This is a genomic window from Pedobacter cryoconitis (assembly GCF_014200595.1).
GTDB lineage: Bacteria > Bacteroidota > Bacteroidia > Sphingobacteriales > Sphingobacteriaceae > Pedobacter > Pedobacter cryoconitis_C.
In genome coordinates this window covers 1,202,930-1,227,563 of record NZ_JACHCG010000001.1, presented here as the reverse complement: position 1 = coordinate 1,227,563, position 24,634 = coordinate 1,202,930, and the positions used below count along the sequence as shown (strand labels likewise).

Sequence of the window (24,634 nt, the reverse complement as noted above, 5' to 3'; positions counted from 1 at the left end):
TGATTTAAAGACTAATGACGTTTACCCCTAGCCGAACAGTTTTAATTTGGAGCTCTTCTATATAGGCTGCAAGTTTATCTATGCTTTTGCACTGAAATATACTTTTCACCGGAACATTCACTTCCAGTTCTTTTTGTATACTGCTGCTCACCCGCATAGCCAGCAGGGAATGTCCTCCTAATTCAAAGAAACTGTCATGGATTCCTATGGGCGATACCTGAAGTAACTCTTCCCAGATCCCAACCAGCGTAGATTCCAGGTCACTTGCCGCAGGCACATAATTTTTACTCAGCTGTCCTTTTGTATCCGCAGATGGCAATGCCTTTTTATCAAGTTTTCCATGAGAAGTGAGCGGAATAAATTCCATTTCTACAAATACACGAGGTACCATATACTCCGGCAACCTGGTTTCCAGGTAAGTAACCAGATTTTCCCGGGCAAAAACTCCGGAAGGAACCACATAACAAATCAGCTGGTTATTCCCGGCATCATCTGCTTGTGCTATCACAATACACTGAGAAATTAATCCACTCTGCTGAATGACACTTTCAATCTCCCCTAATTCAATACGGTACCCACGCACCTTAACCTGATCATCAATACGGCCAATAAATTCAATGTTTCCGTCGGGAAGCCACCTGCCGGTATCACCGGTTTTATACAAACGGCCAGTACCAAAAGGATTTTTGATAAAACGTGCGGCAGTTAACTCTTCCCGGTTCAGATAACCGCGGGCTACCCCTGCACCAGCAATACAAATTTCTCCTGCTACACCTGCTGGTAACTGATTGCCCCTGTTATCTACGATGTGGATTTGCACATTTCCAACTGGCTTACCAATAGACAGGTATTCTCCATGCTGCCTGTTCTTATCATAAGGATAAACTGTAGCAGTGATTGTACACTCAGTTGGCCCGTAAGCATTGTAAAAGTTTACTGCACTGTTTGATGTCCAGCGCTGTGCTAACGATGCAGCGCAACGTTCCCCGCCTGCAATAACCTGCTTCAAATCTTTTAATTCCTCATTTTGAACTAATCCATTTAAAAAACTAGGGGTTACATCCAGATAGGTAATCTTTTCGGCTGCCACAACTTCCATCAGCTGGTTCGCATCCAATTGTACTTCTTTTGAGATGATAACTAATCCGGCACCACTTAACAGGGCCGTAAAAAGCTGCTCCACAAAAGGATCAAATGTATAATTTGAGAATAAAAGTAACCGGTCACCAGTACTGAATTTGAATACCCGCAATCGGTCACAGATTAAGTTAACTACACCTTGGTGTTCTATCAATACGCCTTTGGGCTGCCCGGTAGACCCTGAAGTATAAATTACATAACATAAATTAGCCGGCCGCAGCTCAGTCTTTACCGCCACAGAAGATTCCTTTTGAATTAATTCCAGTTCCTCATCCAGCGAAATCACCAGAATTCCTTCCTCGTCCAGTAACTCCCGATAGTGTGCATTACTGACCACGATACGTGCTCCGGTATCCGAAAGCATATAATTAATCCGTTCCTGAGGATATTCCGGATCTATGGGTACATAAGCCCCTCCTGCTTTCAAAATCCCCAGTATACCAATAATCATATCTGCTGAACGCCCTATACAGATAGGTACCAGTGTATCTTCCTGAACCCCGGCCGAACGTAGATAATGTGCCAGCTGATTACTCTGCAAATCAAGTTCTTTGTAAGTTAAATGCCCGTCCTGCGTAAGCAGTGCAACTGCATCCGGAGACCCGGCTGCCTGGGTTATAAACAAATCAACCAGCGTCTGGTCTTGCGGATAAGCAGCCGTTGTCGAATTGAAAGCCTGTAATAATTCCAGCTCCTGTGCAGGCAATACAGGCATATCAGCAATACGCTGTTCATCATGTTCCAAATAAGCTGCTAGTACAAGATCAAAATAAGCATGAATATCAGCCAGTGTTTTATCACTTTTAAGTGTTCTTGTCAGGTGATAACTCACGACCAGAATATCTCCGGTCACGCTAACTGAACAATCGAGATAGGTATTTGTAGCTTCATAACCTCCGGATGCATTCTTTTCTTCTTCCTCTTCGAGCTGAACATGTCCTTGCTTTGCAAATAATCCTTCTTCGGCATCCATATGATTATACACATGGAAATTAATATAATTGAAAATAGTGTCGAAAAATGGATTGCCGTTGGATGACTGCTCTCCTGTGAGCTGTGCAATTTCCATTAAAGGCATTCTGTCCCGTTCTTTTAATGAGGTCAGTTGCTGCTCAATACGTTCAAAATAAGCCTTCCAGCTTAGTGCATCAATATCGCCACCAATAAACCGGAAAGGAATTGTATTTAAAAAACAACCCAGTACTTTATCGCCATCTTCTGTAAGCGGACGACCATTAGTTACCACACCCAGGGTTACTTCCTGTTCGGCAGTCAGCCTGCTCAGCATATATTGATAAGCACCAAGAAATACTCCTTTCAAACTCAATCCATCTGCTTTTGTCTTGTCTTTTAACCTTTGCAGGTAGCTCAAATCATAAGCCTTTGCCCAATTATCATCTGCGACCGTTTCTGTAAACATGTCTAATCGCTTATAGTCGGTTAACGACTCCGCCCAGAATGTCCGGTTTTCCTGATTGCGTTTTTCAGCAATACTCTCGATCACAAAATCACGATAACTCGCTTTTAATGGAGTTATTTGCACCTGTTCCCCATTGGCCAGGATAGCTAAATACAGATTATTCAATTCTGTAGTAAAAGAAGCGACGCTCCAGCCATCAAACATCGCATGATGAAACTGAAAGACCAGGATATAATCTAACATAGTCTGCAATAAACTGATCCTCCACAATTTACCCTGGTGAACGACAAAAGGAATGGCGCGTTCTTCTGCCAGGTAATTATTTAAATAAGCACCTGAACCATTTTTAGTAGCCGAACGGATATCGCGGAATATCAATTCAGGATCTCCCTGTTTATAAACAACCTGTACATCTCCAACATGTATATCCAGATCAAATCTGGTCCGCAAAATGGAGTGTTTGGCCACCAGCAATTTTAAAGCCTGTTCAAAAACAGCTCTGTTCAATGATAATGGCATTTTAAATGTCAGCTGATCATGATAAATTGCTTCCTCAGGGTTCAATTGAGAAGCATAAACCATCCCGCTCTGGATATCGCTCATCGGGTAAACATCTTCGATCTCTGACTCATCTTCAAAATCAGGAAGCAAACGCGAGCGCAGAGATTCCAGTTCAGCAATTACTGCATCGCGAACTGTATGCCCTTTATCTTCAGCAACTACTGCATGCCCGGAATCAATTAACGCTGATAAACGGCTGATCGTTGAAGATTCATACAAATCATATAAACGGATACGATCATTAAATGCTTTACGCAAACGGCTGATGACTCCAATGGCAATAATAGAATCACCTCCAAGTTTAAAGAAATCATCATGAATGCCCAGCTCTTCTATATCAAGTGATAATGCCCAGATCTCTTTTACTTTTTGCTCGGTCTCTGTCAGCAAACCGGCTGTATCTGTGCTGATCAGTTGAGTATTATTCGCATCAGGCAGTCCTTTTTTATCCAGCTTACCATTAGCAGTCAGCGGAAAAGCTTCCAGTGCGATGAACACATTCGGCACCATGTAATCCGGTAAACGTGTGTTCAGATAACTCACAAGCGCATCTCTGTCAAATCCTTGTTCACCAGCAATCACATAACCCACCAGGCGTTTCTGTCCGGATTCATCGGCAGGTGCAAGCACCACGCATTGTTCAGCGAAACCACTTTGCTGAATAGCAGTCTCAATCTCTCCCAATTCAATACGGTAACCCCGGATTTTAACCTGATCATCCATCCGGCCAATAAACTCTAAATTCCCATTCGCAAGCCATCTGCCAATGTCACCGGTTTTATATAAACGATTACCTGTCTCAAAAGGATCGTTGATAAATCTGGCTGCGGTCAGCTCTTCCTGATTTAGGTACCCGCGTGCTACACCAGCTCCACCTACATAAATCTCCCCGGCTACACCAATAGGTACTGGCTGTCCAAAATTATCCAGCACATAAGCCTGCCGGTTATTCAGCGGTCGCCCAAGAGGAATATTCCCTGAGGATTCCAGTTCCTGAATAGGGTAACAAACAGAGAAAGTTGTATTTTCAGTAGGCCCATAACCATTGATAATAGTTTTATCAGGATAACATTCACGGAAACGGTTGATATGCGCGGCCGATAACTTTTCTCCTCCAACCATAACTACAGACAGACCTTCAAATAAATCTATATCCACATCTACCAGCAGATTAAACCAGCCTGCTGTAAACCACATCACCGTGATTTTATTCACTTGCAATACTGCTTTGAACAAACTATTATCCAGCAAACTGCCGGCCGGACAGAATACCAGGCGTCCGCCATTGAGCAACATGCTCCAATACTCAAATGTTGTCGCATCAAAAGATGCAGAACCCGCAGATAATAAGGCGTCGCTGGAACTCAGCTGAATATAATTTGCACCAGAGATCAGGCTTGTTACGTTGCTATGGGTAACAAGTACACCTTTCGGCTGCCCGGTTGAACCTGAAGTATACATGACATAACATAAATGATCAGGACGAAGTATTGCAGGCACGGCAGATACCGGCTCCTCTGCAATAACTTCATGTTCTCCGTCTAATGAAATCACGCGGATATCAGTAGAATGGCTCAGCAGCAACGGCTTGTTCGCTTCACTACTGACCACTATACCTGCCTGGGTATCTGACAAAATATAATGAATACGCTCCTTCGGATATGCTGCATCAATGGGCACATACGCACCACCAGATTTCAAAATACCCAATATTCCAATCATCATCTCTACAGAACGCGTAATACAGATCGGAACCAGCGTGTCTTCTTTTACTCCTGCACTGCGCAGATAATGCCCGAGCTGATTACTTTGCTCATCAAGTTCTTTATAGGTTAAAGACTGATCCTGGTAAACGAGTGCAATTGCATCCGGGGTCAGCATGGCCTGCCTGCTAAACAAGTCTACCACAGTCTGTTCATGAGGATAAGCAACAGCTGTATTATTGAAGTCATAAAGCAATTCTTGCTGTTCGGCTTTACGCAAAATTGGCAACTGATCTATTTGCTGTAAAGGCGTGTGTAAAATAGCTTGAAGTAATTCCTGATAATTACCAAACATCCGTTCTATCGTTCCGGCATTAAACAAATCAGTACAATATTCGACACTGATTTCAAGTCCTGTCACTTGTTCTACTACGGCTACATTCAGATCAAACTGACTGGTGGTACGGCCTGTTTTTTGCTGCGTAAGAACTGCTTCTCCTAAACGGAACTCAGGTACTTCCGGAATATTCTGTACCGTAAAAATCACCTGGTATAAAGGATTACGGCTCTTATCTCTTTCCTGGCCAACGGCCTCAACGACACGTTCAAAAGGGACATCCTGGTGCTCATATGCACCCATCGCAGTTTCCTTTACCTGCTGTAGAAAATCTACAAAAGAAGGATTTCCGCCAAGGTTACTCCTCAAAGCCAATGTATTAGCAAAAAAGCCAATCAATCCTTCGAGTTCCTGACGCGTCCGTCCTGCAATCACACTTCCCACACAAATGTCATCCTGACCACTATACCGGTGAAGCAAAATCTTGAAGGCTGATAACAGGGTCATATGTAAAGTAGCATCCTGCTCCCGCGCTAACAATTGCAATCCGGCCGATAACTCTGCATTCAATGTAAATACAGCAACTGCACCTTTTGTACTTTGTATTAAAGGACGGGGATAATCTGTGGGCAGTTCCAGCTGACTGGTACCTTCCAGCCGCGTTTTCCAATAGGTGATACCACTTTTAGACCAGAATTTTTCCTGTGCACGCTGCCAGATTGAATAATCTCCATATTGTAGTGGAAGGGCAGGAAGCGCTGCTGTTAAACCATTTGTATTCAGCTGATAACAGGAAATAAGTTCACGGATCAGTACCGAAATTGACCAGCCATCTGCCGCGATATGGTGAAGGATAATGACCAATATTTGTTCCTGCTCAGAAATCCGGATCAGATGTGCCCGCAGCATATGGTCTGTACGAAGATCTATAACTGCTGATGAAAGCTCCGTTAGCAAATCATCCAGCCCGCTTTCTCCACCACGAACATGTCTTATTCTATCCAGTGACCAGGTATCTTTTTCTAAAACAAACTGGAAAGGCTGTCCGTCAGCATCCTGATGAATGACTGTCCTTAAAATTTCGTGACGGTTAACTACCTCATTGATTGCCTGTTCAAGTGCATCGGTACGTATTGTTCCCGACAAACGGAAATACATGGGCATATGATACTGCACACTTCCACTAAGCTGATCTATCCGCCAAAGTCCTTCCTGACCGTAAGATAATGGAACAGCTGTAAGCTGTTGGTTCACCGGAATAGCTGAATGAGCTGAGTCACTGGTTGTATGTCCGGTGATATAGGCCGCAAGTTTCTCTATGTTTTTATGTTGAAATATGCTTTTTACCGGAACATTTACCCCAAGTTCCTTATAGATGTAACCACTAACCCGCATCGCTAACAGAGAATGCCCGCCAAGCTCAAAAAAGCTATCATGAATACCAATCGGGCTTACCTGAAGCAGGTCTTCCCAGATACTGATCAATGCAGACTCTAATTCATTCCCCGCAGCAACATAACCCTTACTCCGCTGCTTTTTAAGATCTGCTAAGGGCAATGCTTTTTTATCCAGTTTACCATGAGCAGTTAATGGAAAAGCAGTCAGCTCTACAAAAATACGGGGTACCATATATTCTGGTAACTGAGTTTCCAGGTAAGAGATTAAACCTTGCTGGTCAAAAGTCTCTTCAGGAACTACATAACAAACCAGCTGATTGTTGCCTGATTCTTCCACAGCCAGTACAACAGCCTGACTGACCAGGCCGCTTTGCTGAATGGCATTTTCAATTTCTCCCAGTTCAATCCGGTAACCACGTACCTTAACCTGATCATCTTTACGGCCAATAAATTCAATATTTCCATCCGGGAGCCACTTTCCGATATCACCCGTTTTATATAAACGGCCACCGGCCTTGTTCCCGAAAGTATCCGGTACAAACTGCTTCGCCGTCAATTCTTCACGGTTCAGATATCCGCGGGCTACACCAGCGCCACCTATACAGATTTCTCCCGGCTCACCCAGAGGCAGTAAATTACCATTGGTATCCACTATATGTATTTGTTGATTTCGTGCCGGCTTACCTATAGGAAGGTATTCTCCTTCCTGCTGAGTTTGATCATATGCATAAATAGTAGAAGTTACGGTACACTCAGTAGGCCCGTAAGCTACATAAAACCGCAGTTCAGGGTGTTGCCGTGTCCATTGTTGTGCTAGTAAAGTTGTGCAACGCTCGCCTCCAACCATCACAGTTTTTAAACTCCGGGGGGCATTTTCAAAAGGTACATTTCTTAAAAAGCCAGGTGTATTCAGGATATAAGTAACCTGTTCCTTATGCAATACAGCAACAAGCGCCTGCGTATCCAGCTGTACTTCTTTTGAAATCAAGACCAGTCCTGCGCCATTCAGCAAGGCCATAAACAACTGCTCCACAAAAGGGTCAAAAGTGTAACTTGTAAATGCTGCTACCCGATCCTGCTGATTAAGCTTTAAAAGCTCCTGGCGATCATAAACTAAATTCACAACATTTCTGTGTTCTACCATTACACCCTTAGGTTGTCCGGTAGACCCGGAAGTATAAATCACATAACATAAGTGGGCTGGACGCAGCTCATTTACAACTGTTAAAATTGATTCCTGAGCAATTTCACCCCAGTCTGCATCTACTGAAATTACACGAATACCAGCCTGATTTTCAAATAGTTTGTAGTGTGCTTTACTGCTCACCACAATAGTAGCCCCGGTATCTGTCAGCAGAAAACTGACTCTTTCCTGAGGATACTCCGGATCAATTGGAACATAAGCCCCGCCCGCTTTCAAAATACCCAGTATGCCAATCACCATCTCTATGGAACGGTCTATACAAATTGGCACCAATGTCTCTTCTCTCACCCCTGCATGACGTAAGTAATGTGCAAGCTGATTACTCTTTTGATCCAGCTCGCTATAAGTTAAAGTCTGATCCTGCTCAATCACTGCAATGGCATCAGGATGCTGATTTGCCCGCATAACAAATAGCTCCATGAGGTTCTTATCTAAAGGATAAGCTGCTGCTGTAGCATTGAATGTTTTTAGCTTTGCCAATTCCGCTGTGGTGACCACTACATTCCTGTTCTCTTTTATAAATGCAGGTATTCCAGCTTTAGCATCAACCTGAATTTCTTCAACTTTAAGCTGAAGAGTTTGCGTGAATTGTTTCAGAATAGTTAATAGCGCTTCCGCAAACTGTGCGATTTCTGTTTCCCGGAAGTATTCATGACGGAATCCAATGACCAGCTGTAAGGGTTGATCTTCTCCGTGGTCCAGCCACATAATTTCCAGCGGAGTTTGCTGATGCCTGCTAAACTTCACTTCATGAGCCGTTTGAATGTTAGTGCCTAAATTGAGTGATAAATCAAAAACGATATGGTTAATCACGAAATCAAAGAAAGGCCCTGCTAAAGGATCATGTTTAAAATGCCGGCTCAGATCTCCGGCGATGTAATCAAGATGTTTGTAGTCTTCTTTTTGAGAACGGGCAATATCCTGAATGAAATCAATTAGCCTGGCCTCTGGCTGATAATTCCCTTCAAATGGGGCAACTCCGGAAAACATTCCTAATATCTCCCGCTGTTCTTTTTGATTTCGCTTATGGGCAGCTGTTCCAAAAAGAGAGTGCTCCAGTCCGTACATTTTACCCAGGTAAATTACCATTGCAGCAATAGTTAAATGTTGCAAACGCGCCTGACTGTTCATGGCCAATTGAGCTAACTGTACTTGCTCCTGCTTTTCCAAAATGCGTGTATAACATTTACTTTCTTTCCCCGCCTCATTCAATGCTTTATAAACTGGCTGAAAAACAGATGCTGGCTTAGCTTTTATTTTTGCTTTCCAATAGGCAGCACTAGCCTGATAGGCATCAGATCCATAATTTGCTGCTGCTTTTTCCACCTCCTGTAAATAAGATGGTGAAACAAGAACTTCCTGCTCATTATTTAACAGGCTTTTATATTTACCGGAAATATAATTTGTCCAGACCCTGACGCTATACCCATCAAAAATCAGGTGATGAAACTTAAAATAATAATAATGTTCATTGTCAGCTGCTTTAAGGATATACTGCTCCACTGGTAACCTTGATTTTTCTAATGCGAGCGGCCTGTCATTCTGATCTTCTATCCACTGGAGAATCATTTCTACAGGATGGTCGTAACTTCTGAAGTCTATGAGCTGAACAGAAAGCTGGCGTTCCTGCTCAGCCAGCTGGTAACCGGGGTTAAAATCATCTGCCGCAATCGCCATTTTAAAAACATCAAAAACAGCAGCAGAAGAAACGATAGCACTGACGAATTTATCAATGTCCAGTGGCCCTGTAATCTTAAAATAGTTATTGATATTATAGTGGGGGCTGTTGATATTAATCAGCTGATCAATAAAGATATCCTGCTGAGCAGGATGCATAGCAAAGGTGTTGAATGAGAGTTTCATGCAGGGTTAAATTAGCTACTACTATAGGGTGACTATAGTAGTAGCGGTAAGAAATCTATAAGATGATTGTTAATTTGAATCAGTTATTTGTTATAGAGTATTTCTCTTTCACCGAATAATCGTTCTGCGACAATTCCCTTTGCTCTGCACTCTTCTATTAACCTGTTGGATTGAACAATAGGATTTGATTCATCAGTGTATTTGATACTGCTGATAAATTCAACCCATGGTTCTTGTCCCATAGCATAAACGTAAACTTCTTTAGGGTGGAAGATATCTACTAAGGACATCCCTTTTCTACAGTCAGACCCCGATAGTCTTCGGCTATTATCCTGCTCTCTTGGTAGTTTTTGAGGAAGTAATTGTCCATATAGCCAGGATAATGGTGCGCCATCACATTCCATTCCCAGAAAAACAACATCGACATTCCCTATTTTTCTTTGGATATGTGCATATAATTCTGGCTCCATTATTCTTGAATCTGCAAAAAATGCCAGTTTAAAATCTCCTATCTGTACAAAATAGCAAGACTTTGTTAATATATTCAGATCACTGTGCTCTCCGGTAAATGGCACCCCGGTAATAATTGCATCCGCAAATTTTACCGATTCCATTTCATTAATAGAGATCACATTATCAAAGCCAATATGGTTGAACATGAGCTTTAAATCAGGGTCCTGAAGTTTACCGCTGCAAGTATTGGGAACGATAATATTTTTGATTTTATGGCGTAATGGCAGTAAGGTTTCAAATAAAATATGATCCTGATGATTATGAGTGATCAAAACATAATCAATAGTATCAGGAAGATCTACATCTGAAAAATGGTCTACCTCTGAGGCGTAACCATAATAACTGATCAGCGGATCAACCAATATGCTGATATCTTTTGTTTCAATCAGGATACAGGCATGGCCGAAATAGCGCATACGGATTTTATCCCCTGCATATTTTTCATAAACAGGAGGAACATCTGTCGTGAAAAATGTTTCAAAAAGTCCCGATTGATCGTCAGTAATACCTAGTTTCCCTTTGATATAATCAATGGTCTGAGGAACTCTTTTCATTCTGGCCAGCTCGTCAATTCCAGGATGATCAAAAGGAATGTCTAAATGCAGCGTATTTTTATCATTCAGCTTTGGTGTGCTCAGACAGAAAGGCCTGTGGTCGTTGTCAGTAATCCACAGGGCCAGGCTTTGAGAGTTTTTATTGTAATAGGAACTCTCATATAAAAGTGGCTCAAAGAACCTGAACCCTCCATTATTGTTCCGGTCATAATAGAGTTCTACATAACCTTTAAGTTCTTCAGGTACGCGCGCATACATTTCTTCCATTGCAAAACCTTTTGCATCAGTTTTCAGCAACTTATCTAATTTATTGACGGCTTTTGAAAATTCCAGTACAGGTTGTTGCTTTAACAGGGTATCTTCATAAATAGCTTTGACTTCATCAGCTCTTTCTACGGGTATATCCATAAAGGGCCCTCCCCTCAATTTTGGATTCAGGACAGCCTCTGCGTGAAGCTCCGGTGCCATTAAATAGGATTCCATGATGGTCATGTGCCGCCCGACAATATTCATCGCGGCCGTTGCCGGAGATATGAGATGGCTCCATGCATACCATTTATCGACTAATGGCTCCATGACTAAATTGGGTTTAAGATATACTTCAGTGTTTTTCATTGGTAGGTTAATTGTTAGTTAATTTTACTTTAAGACAAACTATATGACATTTATTTATATTTATGCACTAAATGAATAACAAAACCATTCATACATCCTCAAAAGCGGATATATTTACATTATTTATATTTATAATAGATAATCGATAAATACAATTTCAGAACGAAAAATCACAAAAACAAATTATAATTACACATAATTAAAGTTTATTCAAAAATCAGCGTTTAAACCCATATTTATAGGAAAAATGAACATCAGTTTATTTTCAATTAAATAACAAACACTTGTTAATTTTAATTTAAAAGAAACTACAAAAACAACCATGTTACCACCTTATTGTTTATTCCAAAACCGGATTTCACTCATATTACTGTAATTACCGTCGCCGGTAGTTACGTGTTTAATTCTGATCCGGATATAACGAATTGGCTTTCCATTGTTATTCAGTTCCGAACTTACTGCATTCTTACCATCATCTGTCCGGATTACTTCTTTCAGTAAAACCCATCCTTTAGCAATTGATTCATCTTTCCACCCTGAATTGTCTGCATTAAGGTTCGTATCTGCTCCGCTCAGGTCAGCAATTCCCCATACTTCAAAATCATCCGGATTATTACAGCAATCCCTGCCGGTTTCTTCAATTCTGGATAAATTATCATAAACCTTTCCCAAATCAAAAGTAATGGTATGTGGCATCCCGCTATTTCCACTGCTATGAAATATATTAGGATGGCCCTGTGGCCCCACGCTCCCATCCCAAAGTTTACTGATGCTGGTTCCGGATTCATAGGTATTGGCATCATGAGCCAGATGAACTTCTTTAAATAACAACCTGTCACAAAGCACGTAACTATAAATTCTTGGAAAAGTTGAATACGCTGCTACTGTGAAAGTATCTAATGCCCCTTTTCCGGGAATATAAGAAGACCTGTACTGAATATTACTTCCTGGTTTATAATTTGGCAACAACACAGTCGCACTGTCGGGCTTCAGGATCTTTTCAACAACAACTCCCGCAGCATTCGTGTATTTAATTACGGTATTAATGTTAATCGTATCCGGTGTATTAAAATTTAACAACAACGACCCGTTATCATTCAAAGTATAAGGGGTAGTCCCATTATATGGCCTGTTTAATAAGCCAGACTGATAAAGTGTTCCAAAAACCCTGACATTATTAGCTTCTACTGGTACGGATTTACGCCCCAGTGCATCATAGGAATAAATCACAAAAGAATAGGTATACTCCTTTAGATCCGGGATGATCACTTTCACAGTATCCAGCGGGCTGTGACTGGTCGCTTTCACCACAACAGAGTCCGTTTTATTATTCCAGTAAACTACATATTTCGTAATTGTTGGGTCCGTACTGGGATTCCACCAAAGTGCAGTCCGGAGATTCCCTGGTTTATTGAGTACTGCCGAAGTCCGGCCTGGATAAACAATTTCACCATCTTTAAGATAGCTTTTGAATTCAGTATCGTCCTTTGTACAACCCTGTAAAACCAGACAGCACAACAAAAAGCAATAGATGCCGTAAATATATTTCATATCGTTTGTCTTTATTATTAATAAAAATTATCTCGTATCCCCGTAAAAGGTCATTTCCATCACGTGTGCAAAACTTCCGTTTGACCACGTTGTTCCTACAGATAAGCGCAGGTACCGGACTTTGGGACTGGCTAATGGCACATCGAAATTCACTCCTGCTTTTACAAAATCATTATCAGAAGCATTATGTGCAGCGGGCTTCAGACCAGAAGGCGGATCTGGAAAATTAAAATTACCAAGGTTCGTCCAGTCTCCTAAAACAGTACCTGCCGGTGCAGTCCTTGGCAACTGAACATCCGCCGGTTGTGCTTTATCTGATCCCCATAAAGAAAAGAGTTTAGGATTACCATGCCCAAAAGCGAAGCGGTCATCGCCATCAGGCCTTTCCCACATCACAAAGCGGCTCAGCTTAGCTGTTATACCCAAACCAAATGTGGCAATTACGGGCAAACTTCCATCGGGACTGCTATGCCAGCCGTTTCCATCTGTTTTTCCGTTCCAGAGATTAGGGAGATCCCATCCATAGCCAATACGACTGTCTGTTGGCAGGTTGTAAACGAAGAATTTATTTTTATCCAGTACCGTTTCAAAAAATGGAGTAGCAGACAGATAAGTGGTATCTGAAATATTTCCATAAGAATCGGTTACGTAATAGCCAAATTTCTGGGCTACGGGCGGGAAACCTCTTAAAGAATAACTAATACTATCTTTATTGGAATAGTACTGATCCACGATGTCAGAAAAATTAGTCTGATCTACCTTCAGCATCACGATTCCAAGCGATTTTTTCAATGGATTATTCCCGAGAACCTTCAGTCCGCCAAAAGAAGCTTGTACGTTGACCGTTGGTTTAAGTAATAGATAGGGAGGTGTATCCGGGTTCACTTTAACGATGACCGGATCTGATTTTACATTAGCCCTGCTTACCGCATATAAAGTGACCTCATATGCTGCCTTTTTAGCGAAGCCTTCTACTGTAATGGTATCGGAATAATAGCTGGATTTGGTTTCCCTGGCTACTTTATCATTTATTTTATACTGTGCCATGACGTACAACAAATTACTGGAATTTGGCAGCGTATAGGTAATGTTTGCCCCGCCATTAAAATTATCAACTTTAATATTAGTGACCATATCCGGTTTGGTCAGGTCTGAAGATGCCGGGGTATTATAACCTTCCGTTTTCTGACAGGCACCGAGCAAGAATAAAACGGGGATAATTAAGCAGATATATAGCAAGTAATTATTTATAGTTTTCATTGGATTATAATTTATTAAATGATTACCAGTATGGATTCTGAACAAGGTTTGGATTAACGACAAGATCATAGCTTCTGATTGGCCATAAATAATCTTTTAAGCCAAATACAGGGATAAACTGTGTGGTTGGACGGTAATAGTTGATGGCCTCTGTATCATAAATGTTCCAGCCCTGCATCGGTGTACTCAGCACGCTTTGCAGCTCTTTCCAGCGGCGGAGATCCCATCCGCTTTGCGCCTCAAAACACAATTCAATCCTTCTTTCCTGGTGAATAATCTGTCTCAATCCTTCTTTACTGCTATATTTTCCGGGATTTCTGGAATGTGCAGCCCATGCTGCCTGAACACCTTGTAAACCTGCTCTTGTTCTGACTTTGTCAATATAATTAAAAGCCTCTGCTGTAGGCCCATTTGCCTCATTCAGCGTCTCAGCATATAGCAGATATAAACCTGCAAGTCTGATGAGTGGTAAGCGAAAGTCGGCCGGCTGAAAACCATCATCATAAATAGAAAGATAGTTGACCAGTTTTTTAGGCCAGTATCCGGTTATATTCAGCCTGATCCTGTCTTTTGGCCCGGCAAGACCTTCACTTCCTCTGGCCTGTACACTATAAAGCGGATTTTTAGCGTCATCCTGATTAATCCTCCCATTGCCAAACCAGATTCCTCCATCAAAGGCCAGATCTGCATAAAACCGTGATTCTCTGGCAAAATGACCTTTAATTGTTTCATAGCCTTCTTTGATGTAATAACGACTTGCTCCATCTCCGGTTTTGAGCGTATTTCTACCTGCATAATCCCAGTCTTTATCTTCATTGATGGGAACCCCGTTGACGGTATAAAAAAGTTCTTGTGTTGAAATTGGCGCAGAAAAAGTAGAAGGATTCGAGAAACTGCTAATAGCCGATTTTGGGGTCAGCCTTGGCGTTGAATATCCCTGATAACCGAATGCGGGGTTAGAAGCCCAGATGATTTCCGGATTTAATTCCCATTTTTCAGTTACAGAATTTTGTATATCGAGTTCTTTTTTCAAAGAATCAGAAAGTTTGCCAATTGTAGCAGGTGCAGAATAAGTGTATAACCGGACACCCTGGGCTTCACTGGCAACAATTGCTGCTTTAGCTGCCTCCGCTGCCTTTTGCCATTTTGAAGGATCAAAAGCAGCCGGAAAAAGTGCCTTTCCATCCTTATCAATTAACCCCGCATAATCTGGATTGCCATTGAACAACGGGCTGGCTGCGGTAGTCAGAACCTCGGCTTTAACTGCTAGTGCAATCAGATTGGTTACTCTTCCTAATTCAAGTGCCTGGTTACTGATTACAGCTGGCAAATCTGGAATAGCCTCATCCAATAAGGAAACAATATAATTTACAGACTCGTCCACAGTCGACCTTTTGACCCGCACTTCATCGGTTGTACTGGTAATAGCCAGGTTATCTTTAATCAGTGGTATAGGGCCGTACATCCTGAATAAAGTATAATGATAGTATGCTTTTAAAAACTTGGTTTCTGCAATCCATCTTTTCTTTTCCGAAGCTGACAAGTCAATAGGCTTATCAATATTTTCAAGCATGATATTACAAATCCTGATAGACCTGAACATACTGTAACTTCCGTTTGAGCCATCCCAGGCATTCAGACTGGGATCATTGGAGGTTTGAGTACCCCGAAGCATATTAAAACCACTCCGGTTAAAGCCGAGGTAATTATCCAGATCATTAGAATAAATGAGTTCTCCGGAAGTTGTAAATCCGGGATTACTTGCCACATCTGTCATGCGCTGCATATAGGCATAACAGGAATACAGATAGTTCTCTGCTTCATTTCTGTTCCTGAATGCATAATCCAGTGTACCTAAATTATCGGGCGTAATATCCAGATATTTCTTACAGGACAGGCTGGAGATTGCCAAAAATCCAAGGCATATATATTTATAATATTTTTTCATAGGTTCTTTATAAGTTCACGTTAACCCCGACATTAAATACCTTTTGAATCGGATAAGCAAAGCCATTTCCCCCTTGCTCGGGGTCCCACATTTTAAAGGGGCTCCAGGTGATCAGGTTCAATCCATTAAAGTAAATCCGGCAAGAAGAAAGCCTTATGCTCTTAGAAATCCTGGAAGGTAAGGTATAGCCAAATTCCACAGATTTTAGCCTGAGCATACTCCCGTTGCGCATCCACCAGGTACTCGTTTGTGCGTTATTAGCCAGGTCATCTCCGGTAATTGAAAGCCTTGGATATAAAGCATATAGATTTTGATTTTCTGGTGACCAGTGGTTGTCTGCAAAATCTTTCAATAACTGCGTATTTCCATAAATATATTTCTCTTCACTAGGCACAAAAGGGCTGACTTTTTTAGGGTCAATAAAGAAACTCACTCTTCCTTGTCCGGTAAAAAATGCTGACAGGTCAAACCCTTTATAAGAAGAGCTGAAACCAAAGCCATATACAATTTCAGGCGACTGCGGGTAACCGATGAAAGCTTTATCTGCATCATCAATTTTCCCATCGCCATTTAAATCCCTGTATTTAATATCACCACCTCTTGGCAGTTTATTCCCGAATTTCTGCACTGGTGAATTGAGGACTTCCTTATCATCCACAAATAACCTTTCTGCGATAAAACCATAGTTTCTGTTGATCGCCTGCCCGGTAGTATATCTCCAGGGCTCAGCCCATTGCGGCTCTTCGAAGTTGATATACTTGTTTTTCGCAAATGTCAGATTAGACCTGATCGCAAAAGAAAACTCATTGATATTGAGCTTATAATCCATAGATAAATCAATCCCCCTTGACCTTGCGATCCCAATATTGGCACCTACATTAGGATTGTTATTGTTGTCAACAGCCTCCAAGCCTAAGGTAGAAGGCAGGTTTTTACGTTGCATATAAATATTATACCGGTAGTTGTTGTACACCTCGGCTATGATATTCATGTTTTTAAAAAGCGTCATTTCCAGCGCAAGATTCGTTTGCCTGGAAGTTTCCCAGGTAATGGAAGGATTTTCATAGCTATTGATATAAACACCAGAGCGTGAAGATGCGCCGTTATAGCCAAACTGTGCATAATTCCCTCCGCCACTTAAATTTACATCAGACTGATAGAAAAAGCGCTGATCTCCGATCGCATCATTCCCAACCAGTCCATAACTTCCTCTCAATTTTAAGCGGGTCACTACACTGGAAAATTTGTCCCAAAACTTCTCATTGGAAACCAGCCAGCCTGCTCCAATAGTTGGAAAAAAGCCAAACCGGTGATCTGCTGAAAAACGTTCTGATCCATTATAGCCAAAATTTGATTCGATAAAATATTTGTTCTTAAAGGCATAGGTTAAACGCCCGGCCAGACCTAAGTTTCTGTATGGCAGCGAATATTGCAGAGTTCTCTTGTCAGTTTTAGGGTCTTTCGCATTGCTATAGGTAGTTTGCTGACCAGTCCCGATCAGTGTGCCGCTTACGGTATGGTCAGCACTGAATGTCCGGTTATAATTTAAAGAAGCCTGCCCGTATAAAAACGTACTGATATTGGGTTCACCGGGGTAATAAGAAAGATATTCCTGCGCTACATTAGGCGGGTTATTTTCTACTCCGGAATTGATCCATTTTAAGGAATACTGATTGGTCAGGCGGTCATAATTCTCTGCACTATAATAAAATGGGGAATAGGCCAGCTGCGAATCAAAGTAAGAATACCTGTTTGTACTGAATATAGTTTTAAAAGAAAGCCCTTCGGTCAGGAAATCCAGATTTTGATTGACTTCAAACTGGGCAGACATCCTGGATTCGGATGAATTTTTATGTCCTCTGAGTAAAGCAGCGTATGGGTTGTTATATAAAATGCTGTTCTGAGTTGTCCCTCCTTCATTACCGAATAAAATATGCTGAACATTCTGATTAGCAGCATCTGCTGGAAAAAAGGCTGGAAAAAGTACCGGACTGGTATGGACTGCAACGTTATAAAGGTCAGTGGAGAAGCCGCCATCGGTAGCCAGCGGGCCTGCATATTCACTAAAATTACCCGAAAGACGGACAATCAGTTGTGTAGTTTTGCTTACGTCGATGTTGACATTGGAACGCAGCTGATAGTTGCTGTATTTTACATTGTTATCGCTGTTGTTCTTAATGTCCTGATTTAAAACCCCGTTGTCACGGTTATAAGATCCTGCAACGTAATAACGGGCTACTCCACCACCGCCACTCACGCTCAGGTTTGCTCTTTGTGTGGTCGTTCTTTTCTTGAACAATAAACCCAGCCAATCTACCGCCGGGTATACATATTCATTATAGCCTGGTGATTTATTTACAGTAGCCTGCGTATTGATAATCTGGTTTTGACTGAACTTAGGCCCTGCTTGCGGATCTCTGCCTATGGCCGCTTCATTATATAAGTTCATATAAGTAACCGGATCTGCGAGCTGCAAGGTCTGGGTAGATTGTGAAATAGAATTCTCCAGGCGAAAGCTGATTTTAGATTTCCCTTCTTTTCCTTCTTTAGTACTCACCAGGATTACGCCATTAGCACCTCTTGCACCATAAAGCGCAGTAGCACTTGCGTCTTTCAAAATGGAAAAACTTTCAATATCATCGACTTGTAAACGTGCCAGGTCTGAACTTGTTAATTCCACGTTATCGATTAAGATCAGCGGGTCTTGTTTATAACCAAAAGTGGTTACTCCTCTGATAAAAAACTGTGAATTATCCTGTCCGGGCTGCCCGCTGCGCTGATATCCGATTACCCCTGCTATCTGTCCTGATAAGGCATTGGTCAGGTTACTTGACGGTATTTTTAAGTTAGCTACTTTAACTGTAGTGACAGAGCCTACGATCGCTTCTTTTCGCTGTTTTTGTCCTAAGGCGGTAATCACAACTTCATCTGCCTGAATGTTATTCTCCAGCAGCCGGATGTTAATGATATTGGCAGATTCGCTAACGGTGACACGTTGTTCTTTATACCCGACGTAAGAAAATCTTAGCAGCGTACCGGGTGGTACATCCAGCACATATTTTCCGTTGTTATCGGTTTGTGTACCTTGATTAGGCTTGTTTACTGCGGCCACTACCACAGCTGGAAGTGGCAGGCCCAATGTATCTGTAACTTTACCTGTGATTGTTTTCTTTGTTTGAGAAAATGCGTTTTCGCAATTCAAACAAATCAACAGAAAAAAAAGGCAACAGGAACTTCTACAAAGTTTTTGTAAAGGTTTGTTCATACGCTCGTTTGGTTTAATTTGGTTAATCAATTAAACAACTGTAGGGCAGCCTCTTTAAAGAAATACTACACCAGTTTTTGTTGAATCGATTTAAACAAATCTATAGGCTGGGCAATACAAAAAGAATGGGGAATTCATCGATTTACATGAACTATTCGCTGATTGCGGATACAGAGCGGGGGTAGCTTTACTCAATTTCCACTAAATAGAATATAAAAAGGGCATAATATCGCTATTATGCCCTGCTGTTATAATTGTAAAATTTAATGCTGATTAGTCTTTTACTTTCCAGACAGGCAGCGCAATAGCAATCAAAGAAACGAGCAGAACAAAACTGAACTCTACTCCGTTTCTTCCCGGGCCAACCACAAACCATCCGTCCGGATAATGAACCAATACAATGCCTGTGATTAAAATTAAACAGAAAGCAGGTATGATAAAACGAAGAAATTTCCCAAAGATTAACAATACTGATCCGACGATCTCAAATGATATCATCGCCCAGGCAATGATAACACCAAAAGGTGCAAATCCTACGGCATTCAGATAGGATTCTCCAAATGCATTTACTGTTTGGTTAAATACGCCGTGTAAACTATGGGTCAGGAAAATAACAGCTACAGCTAAACGTATTAGAAAGAGAGGGTTGATTGCGTTAATTTTATTCATCCTTAAATATATTATATTTCATTCAGCGAACAACACCGGGTAATACTCTTTTTACACTAATTTACTGCCCATGTATTTCAATTTGAGCAGCGGGAAATTTATCCTGGTTTCAAAGTGTAAATGCTCATAAATTTGAATAGCCCTTGTATTCGTGTCCACCACATGCAGAAAGGGGGTATTTCCCTGTTCCAGGTTTTTGTTGCACAATACATTTAATAAACGTTGTGCATAGCCGTTACCAGTATGATCAGGATGCGTACAAACTGCACTTAATTCTGTAAAGCCGTTTAAATTGAATCTTTCTCCTGCCGCGGCAACCAGTTTACCGTCTTTTTTAATTCCATAATAATCTCCGAGCGAAGAAGTTCTTTCTTTAAAAAAACCAGGCTGTACTAAATTGACCAGTCGTGATAACTCACCGGCATCATTTGCGGAAAGCTTAATTATTGCGTCCATATTGACCTCTGTACTCAGCGTAGGTACATAAACCATCTGCAAACAGTTTAATTTATTCAGTACCTCCCACTCTTCAGGGATGAAGTCCAGCTCATCTTTCAAAAAGACTTCTTCATTCGCTGTAAAATATGGTGCTATTTGTCTTAACAGTTCACCATCCGGACTGGCCATTCCCATAAAAGGGATGGTGCCCGCGCTATATCTTTTAATTACCCGATTACCGGTTGAAAAACCCTGATGAACTGTATCCAGCGCATTCCATATCGGATTATCCAATACTGTCAAGTCCTTTTTCATAGTTTATTATAATTTTATATTTAATCTGTTTTTTTTGAAGCTTGTAAACCATGATATCTTTGATAATAGGTCCGTTCTTTGAGCAGTTCTTCCAGCTTTTGAATACTCTGTAAAAGCTGTACTTCCTGTTCAAATAGCTGCTGGTTCAGTGCCATAATATCATCCCAGAGTACACGGTACTTTGCTAAATCTTTCTGTCCTTTTTTTGTTAGTTTCAAGAGACGTTTCCTGCTGTCACTAGCTGATTTTTCAGATTCGATGTATCCTGTTTTCTCTAAACTCTTTGCAATATGAATCACTGCGGGATGTGTGAGGTTCAGTTCTTTGGCAATCTCTGAGATACTTATACTACTGCGTTTACTCACTAAATAATAAAGAATAAAATCTTTTGTTTCCAGTGGTAAACCCTGCTCCTGATAAATCAGGGTCATGTCATTGGTGAGTGAATCATATAATCTGCGCAGCCTGGCCCCAATGGCAAAAGAACCCGATTCATTAATAATGTTTGCTATCATTGTCTATATTTACGTAAAAGTTTACGTAAATATAGACAATAAATAGAATATACAGTGAACCAACTATCGAAAAGTGGTTCCAGTTGTTCAAAAATGGCATATGGCCTGAATAAACAGGCCGCTGATCTGCCGCTGTAAATCGGCTATACAGCTACTGCTGTTTTTAAAGTCAGCGGACTGATCGTTGTCAGTTTATACTGCTCTGGTGATAACCCCATATACTTTTTGAATAACCGGGAAAAGTAGTATGGATCTTCATAACCAAGATCCATGGCCACCTCTTTGATTTTAGCTTTATTTATACATAAAAGCTGGCAAGCCTTTTGCATTTTTAAGTGGATAAAATAATCAATCGGAGGCATTCCTGTCGCTTTTCTAAATAAACTGGAGAAGTGAGAACCAGATAATTTATGGAGGCTGGCCATTTCTTCCACTACCAGTTTTTTATCAATATTATTCTTCATTTCCAGAATTGTACTGTTAATAATATCTCCATGACCACTGGCATCAACTGATACATTTTTATCAGGAAAAAGAAAGGAAGCAATAAAATGATACAAACGAAAATTAGCATTACATAAATTCTCCATACTGTATCCCATTTCCAGACATTGAAAGATATTCTTCCATATTTCAATTGCTTTGCTATTAAAAGGAATTGGCACAGGCCCTTTAAAGAAATCTATGTTTAATGAGGTATTGAAATTATCAATAATGCTTCCGGTATAATGAACCCAGTAGATAGTCCATGGATCATCTGTATCAGACCAATATTTTATACATTTATCTGTAGCAGGTATAACGAAAAATTGATTAGGCGTAACCTCAAATCTTTTATTATCTATGACATAATAACCTTTACCCGTCAAACAGTAAATAAAAATATTATCCTCGCATCCCTTTCTCCACTCCCTGTAATGAGACCAGGCTTTAGGGAAATAACCAATATGGGCAATGTAAATATTAAATAAAGCAGGATGCTTCTTTAAATAATTCTTCAGGATTTTTGACGGGATGTGAATGATCTTTTCCCCGTCAAAGCCGTCCCGTCTTTTGTACACATTATTCATAAGGTCTATATTTTGGTCAGACTCCATTGTATCAAAACATAAAACGGTTTTGTTACCATGAAATCTTACACAAGATATACTCCATTTTCAATTAAAGCAAGCTTAAGCTTAAAACTTATTTTTAAATAGAATTATCCATTAAAATAAATGGATAGCCCATTATAGGATTAATTACCACCCTATACATTTGATTACATTAAGATTAACTATTTATAGTTTTTAAATTAGTTAAAGAACCATTTATAATCGTATGATATGCAGTTACTGAAAGATAAAGTTATTTTTTTGACCGGGGGCACAGCGGGTATAGGCTTTGAATGTGCTAAAGTTTACCACCGGGCCGGAGCCAGGATCAGCATTCTCACCAATGACCAGGAAAGCCTGGAAAAAGCCCAAAATGAATTTAATAACGACAATATCCATTATATCCTGGCAGATATTTCCTCTGCAAAGGAAGTTCAATCTGCCATCGCAACTACGATCAGCAAATTTGGAAAAATAGATAGCATACACAATAATGCAGGGATCTCCAATCCCTCAAAAACGATTTGTGAAACTTCTGATGAAGAATGGCAGCAGCTTTTTGACACGAATGTGAAAGGTATTTATCATACTACAAAGTTTGGCATAACTGAACTTAAAAAAACCAGGGGGAATATATTGAATACAAGCAGTATCGTCGGTGAAATCGGGCAGCCTGTTCATGCCGGATATTCAGCCACAAAAGGAGCTGTAAATGCACTGACCAAGTCTATGGCTCTGGATTATGCCCCATTTGGTATCCGTGTAAATTCAGTAGCCCCGGCTGGTGTATGGACTCCGATGCTCAGAACCTGGAGTGCACAACAATCAGACACTGTCTCTATTAAAAATTACCTGGACGCGATCCATCCTTTAGGCTATTGCCCGGAAGGAGATGTCATTGCAGATGCTTGTTTATTCCTGATCTCCGAACAAGCCCGGTTCATCACAGGTTGTATACTCCCTGTTTCCGGCGGAGCAGAACTTGGTTACAGAAAGATCATGGATCATCATTCCTAAACTATATTAAATGATAAAAAGAATTGAAGTTTCCGATGCCCGTTATCAATTAGGCGGGAATGCCGGCAGTGATGCGATTCATCAAAACCCTGTTTATTCTTATGCTGTCACCCAATTATTTGATGACAGCGGGAATATTGGATACGGCCTTGCTTTCACTTTAGGTCAAGGCAATGAACTTGTATGCAAAGCAGCGCAGTATTATGCAAAACAATTGCAAGGAAAAGATATCGAAGAACTCATGTCTGATTTCGGGGCATTCTTCAAAAAACTATCAGATGATCAGCAATTCCGCTGGCTTGGCCCGCATAAAGGTATTGTACATTTAGCTTTAGCCTCTGTGACCAATGCTTGCTACGATCTGTGGGCAAAAAAAAGAGGTCTTCCATTGTGGAAGTTATTAATTGATTTGTCCCCTCAGGAAATCATCAATACGCTTGATTTTTCTTATCTGGAAGATGAACTGACCAAAGAACAGGCATTACAAATGCTATTGGAGCAGCAAAAAACAAAATCAACCAGAACTCCTATCCTCACTGCCGGATACCCGGGATATGATACTTCTATCGGCTGGTTTAATTATTCGGATGAAATGGTCAGGGCAAACTGCCATAAAGCAATTGCTGAAGGCTTTAAAGCAATGAAGCTAAAAGTAGGCTCACCAGATTTTGAAAGAGATATCCGCAGAGCAAATATAGTAAGAGAAGTAGCCGGAGACGCAGTCAAAGTAATGCTGGATGCAAACCAGCAGTGGAATTTACCGCAGGCTATTCAAATTTGCGACCGGCTCAAAGAAATGAATCCTTACTGGATAGAAGAACCGACCCACCCTGATGATGTACTTGCGCATCAAATACTTGCGAAAGCGATCAGCCCAATCAAACTTGCAATCGGCGAACATGTTCCAAATAAAGTGGTTTTCAAAAACTATCTGCAAACTGGTGCTGCTTCATTTATTCAGGTAGATGCCGTACGTGTTGGTGGTGTAAGTGAATTTATTACTGTAAGTTTATTGTGCAAAAAATTTGGAATACCAGTAGTCCCTCATGTTGGCGACATGGGACAACTACACCAGCATTTAGTTTTATTCAACCATATTACCGTTGGTCATGAAGCTTTGTTTCTGGAACATATCCCGCATTTGAAACCGCACTTTTTACATCCGGCCCAAATTGTAAATGGTTCTTATGTGACCCCGCAAGAGGCTGGTAGCAGTTGCGAATTAAAAAGTTTAACCTGATTAAATAATACAGTA

General features: G+C 41.0%; 12 protein-coding genes. 2 read left to right on the top strand and 10 right to left on the bottom strand.

The genetic code is table 11. The features are described 5' to 3' along the window. Positions 1–4: 4 nt before the first annotated feature. The 10 genes from HDE70_RS05030 to HDE70_RS04985 form a co-directional block, all read right to left on the bottom strand. Entirely contained in the window at positions 5–9,625 is a 9,621-nt protein-coding gene (locus HDE70_RS05030; protein ID WP_183888433.1) for a non-ribosomal peptide synthetase, read from the bottom strand. Between the two features lie 83 nt (positions 9,626–9,708). Then, complete coding sequence (locus tag HDE70_RS05025; protein WP_183888431.1) at positions 9,709–11,307, bottom strand: MBL fold metallo-hydrolase; 1,599 nt, start codon at positions 11,305–11,307, stop codon at positions 9,709–9,711. A 333-nt stretch (positions 11,308–11,640) separates the two neighbouring features. Then, a complete protein-coding gene (locus HDE70_RS05020) occupies positions 11,641–12,858 on the bottom strand; it encodes a DUF4998 domain-containing protein (protein WP_183888429.1) in 1,218 nt (405 codons plus the stop codon). Positions 12,859–12,885: 27 nt separating this feature from the next. Further along, the gene (locus tag HDE70_RS05015) at positions 12,886–14,118 is read right to left on the bottom strand and encodes a DUF5000 domain-containing lipoprotein (protein WP_183888426.1); all 1,233 of its coding nucleotides are present in this window, start codon (positions 14,116–14,118) and stop codon (positions 12,886–12,888) included. A 22-nt stretch (positions 14,119–14,140) separates the two neighbouring features. Next, a complete protein-coding gene (locus HDE70_RS05010; RefSeq protein ID WP_183865588.1) occupies positions 14,141–16,066 on the bottom strand; it encodes a RagB/SusD family nutrient uptake outer membrane protein in 1,926 nt (641 codons plus the stop codon). Between the two features lie 7 nt (positions 16,067–16,073). Further along, positions 16,074–19,268 carry a SusC/RagA family TonB-linked outer membrane protein gene (locus HDE70_RS05005; protein ID WP_260159934.1) on the bottom strand — a complete coding sequence of 1,065 codons (3,195 nt, stop codon included), beginning with the start codon at positions 19,266–19,268 and terminating at the stop codon, positions 16,074–16,076. 336 nt (positions 19,269–19,604) lie between these two features. Beyond that, the gene (locus HDE70_RS05000; protein WP_221270522.1) at positions 19,605–20,000 is read right to left on the bottom strand and encodes a DoxX family protein; all 396 of its coding nucleotides are present in this window, start codon (positions 19,998–20,000) and stop codon (positions 19,605–19,607) included. A 51-nt stretch (positions 20,001–20,051) separates the two neighbouring features. After that, on the bottom strand, positions 20,052–20,753 hold the full coding sequence (locus HDE70_RS04995; RefSeq protein ID WP_183888423.1) for a GNAT family N-acetyltransferase: 702 nt from the start codon (positions 20,751–20,753) through the stop codon (positions 20,052–20,054). A 20-nt stretch (positions 20,754–20,773) separates the two neighbouring features. After that, entirely contained in the window at positions 20,774–21,268 is a 495-nt protein-coding gene (locus HDE70_RS04990) for a MarR family winged helix-turn-helix transcriptional regulator (protein WP_183865585.1), read from the bottom strand. A 143-nt stretch (positions 21,269–21,411) separates the two neighbouring features. After that, the gene (locus tag HDE70_RS04985) at positions 21,412–22,338 is read right to left on the bottom strand and encodes an AraC family transcriptional regulator (protein WP_183888421.1); all 927 of its coding nucleotides are present in this window, start codon (positions 22,336–22,338) and stop codon (positions 21,412–21,414) included. Between the two features lie 255 nt (positions 22,339–22,593). On the opposite strand from HDE70_RS04985, the gene HDE70_RS04980 reads away from it, so the two are divergent. After that, a complete protein-coding gene (locus HDE70_RS04980) occupies positions 22,594–23,379 on the top strand; it encodes an SDR family NAD(P)-dependent oxidoreductase (RefSeq protein WP_183888419.1) in 786 nt (261 codons plus the stop codon). A gap of 10 nt (positions 23,380–23,389) precedes the next feature. Next, positions 23,390–24,619 (top strand): enolase C-terminal domain-like protein, encoded by a 1,230-nt coding sequence (locus HDE70_RS04975; protein ID WP_183888417.1) that lies wholly within the window; start codon positions 23,390–23,392, stop codon positions 24,617–24,619. Positions 24,620–24,634: the final 15 nt, after the last annotated feature.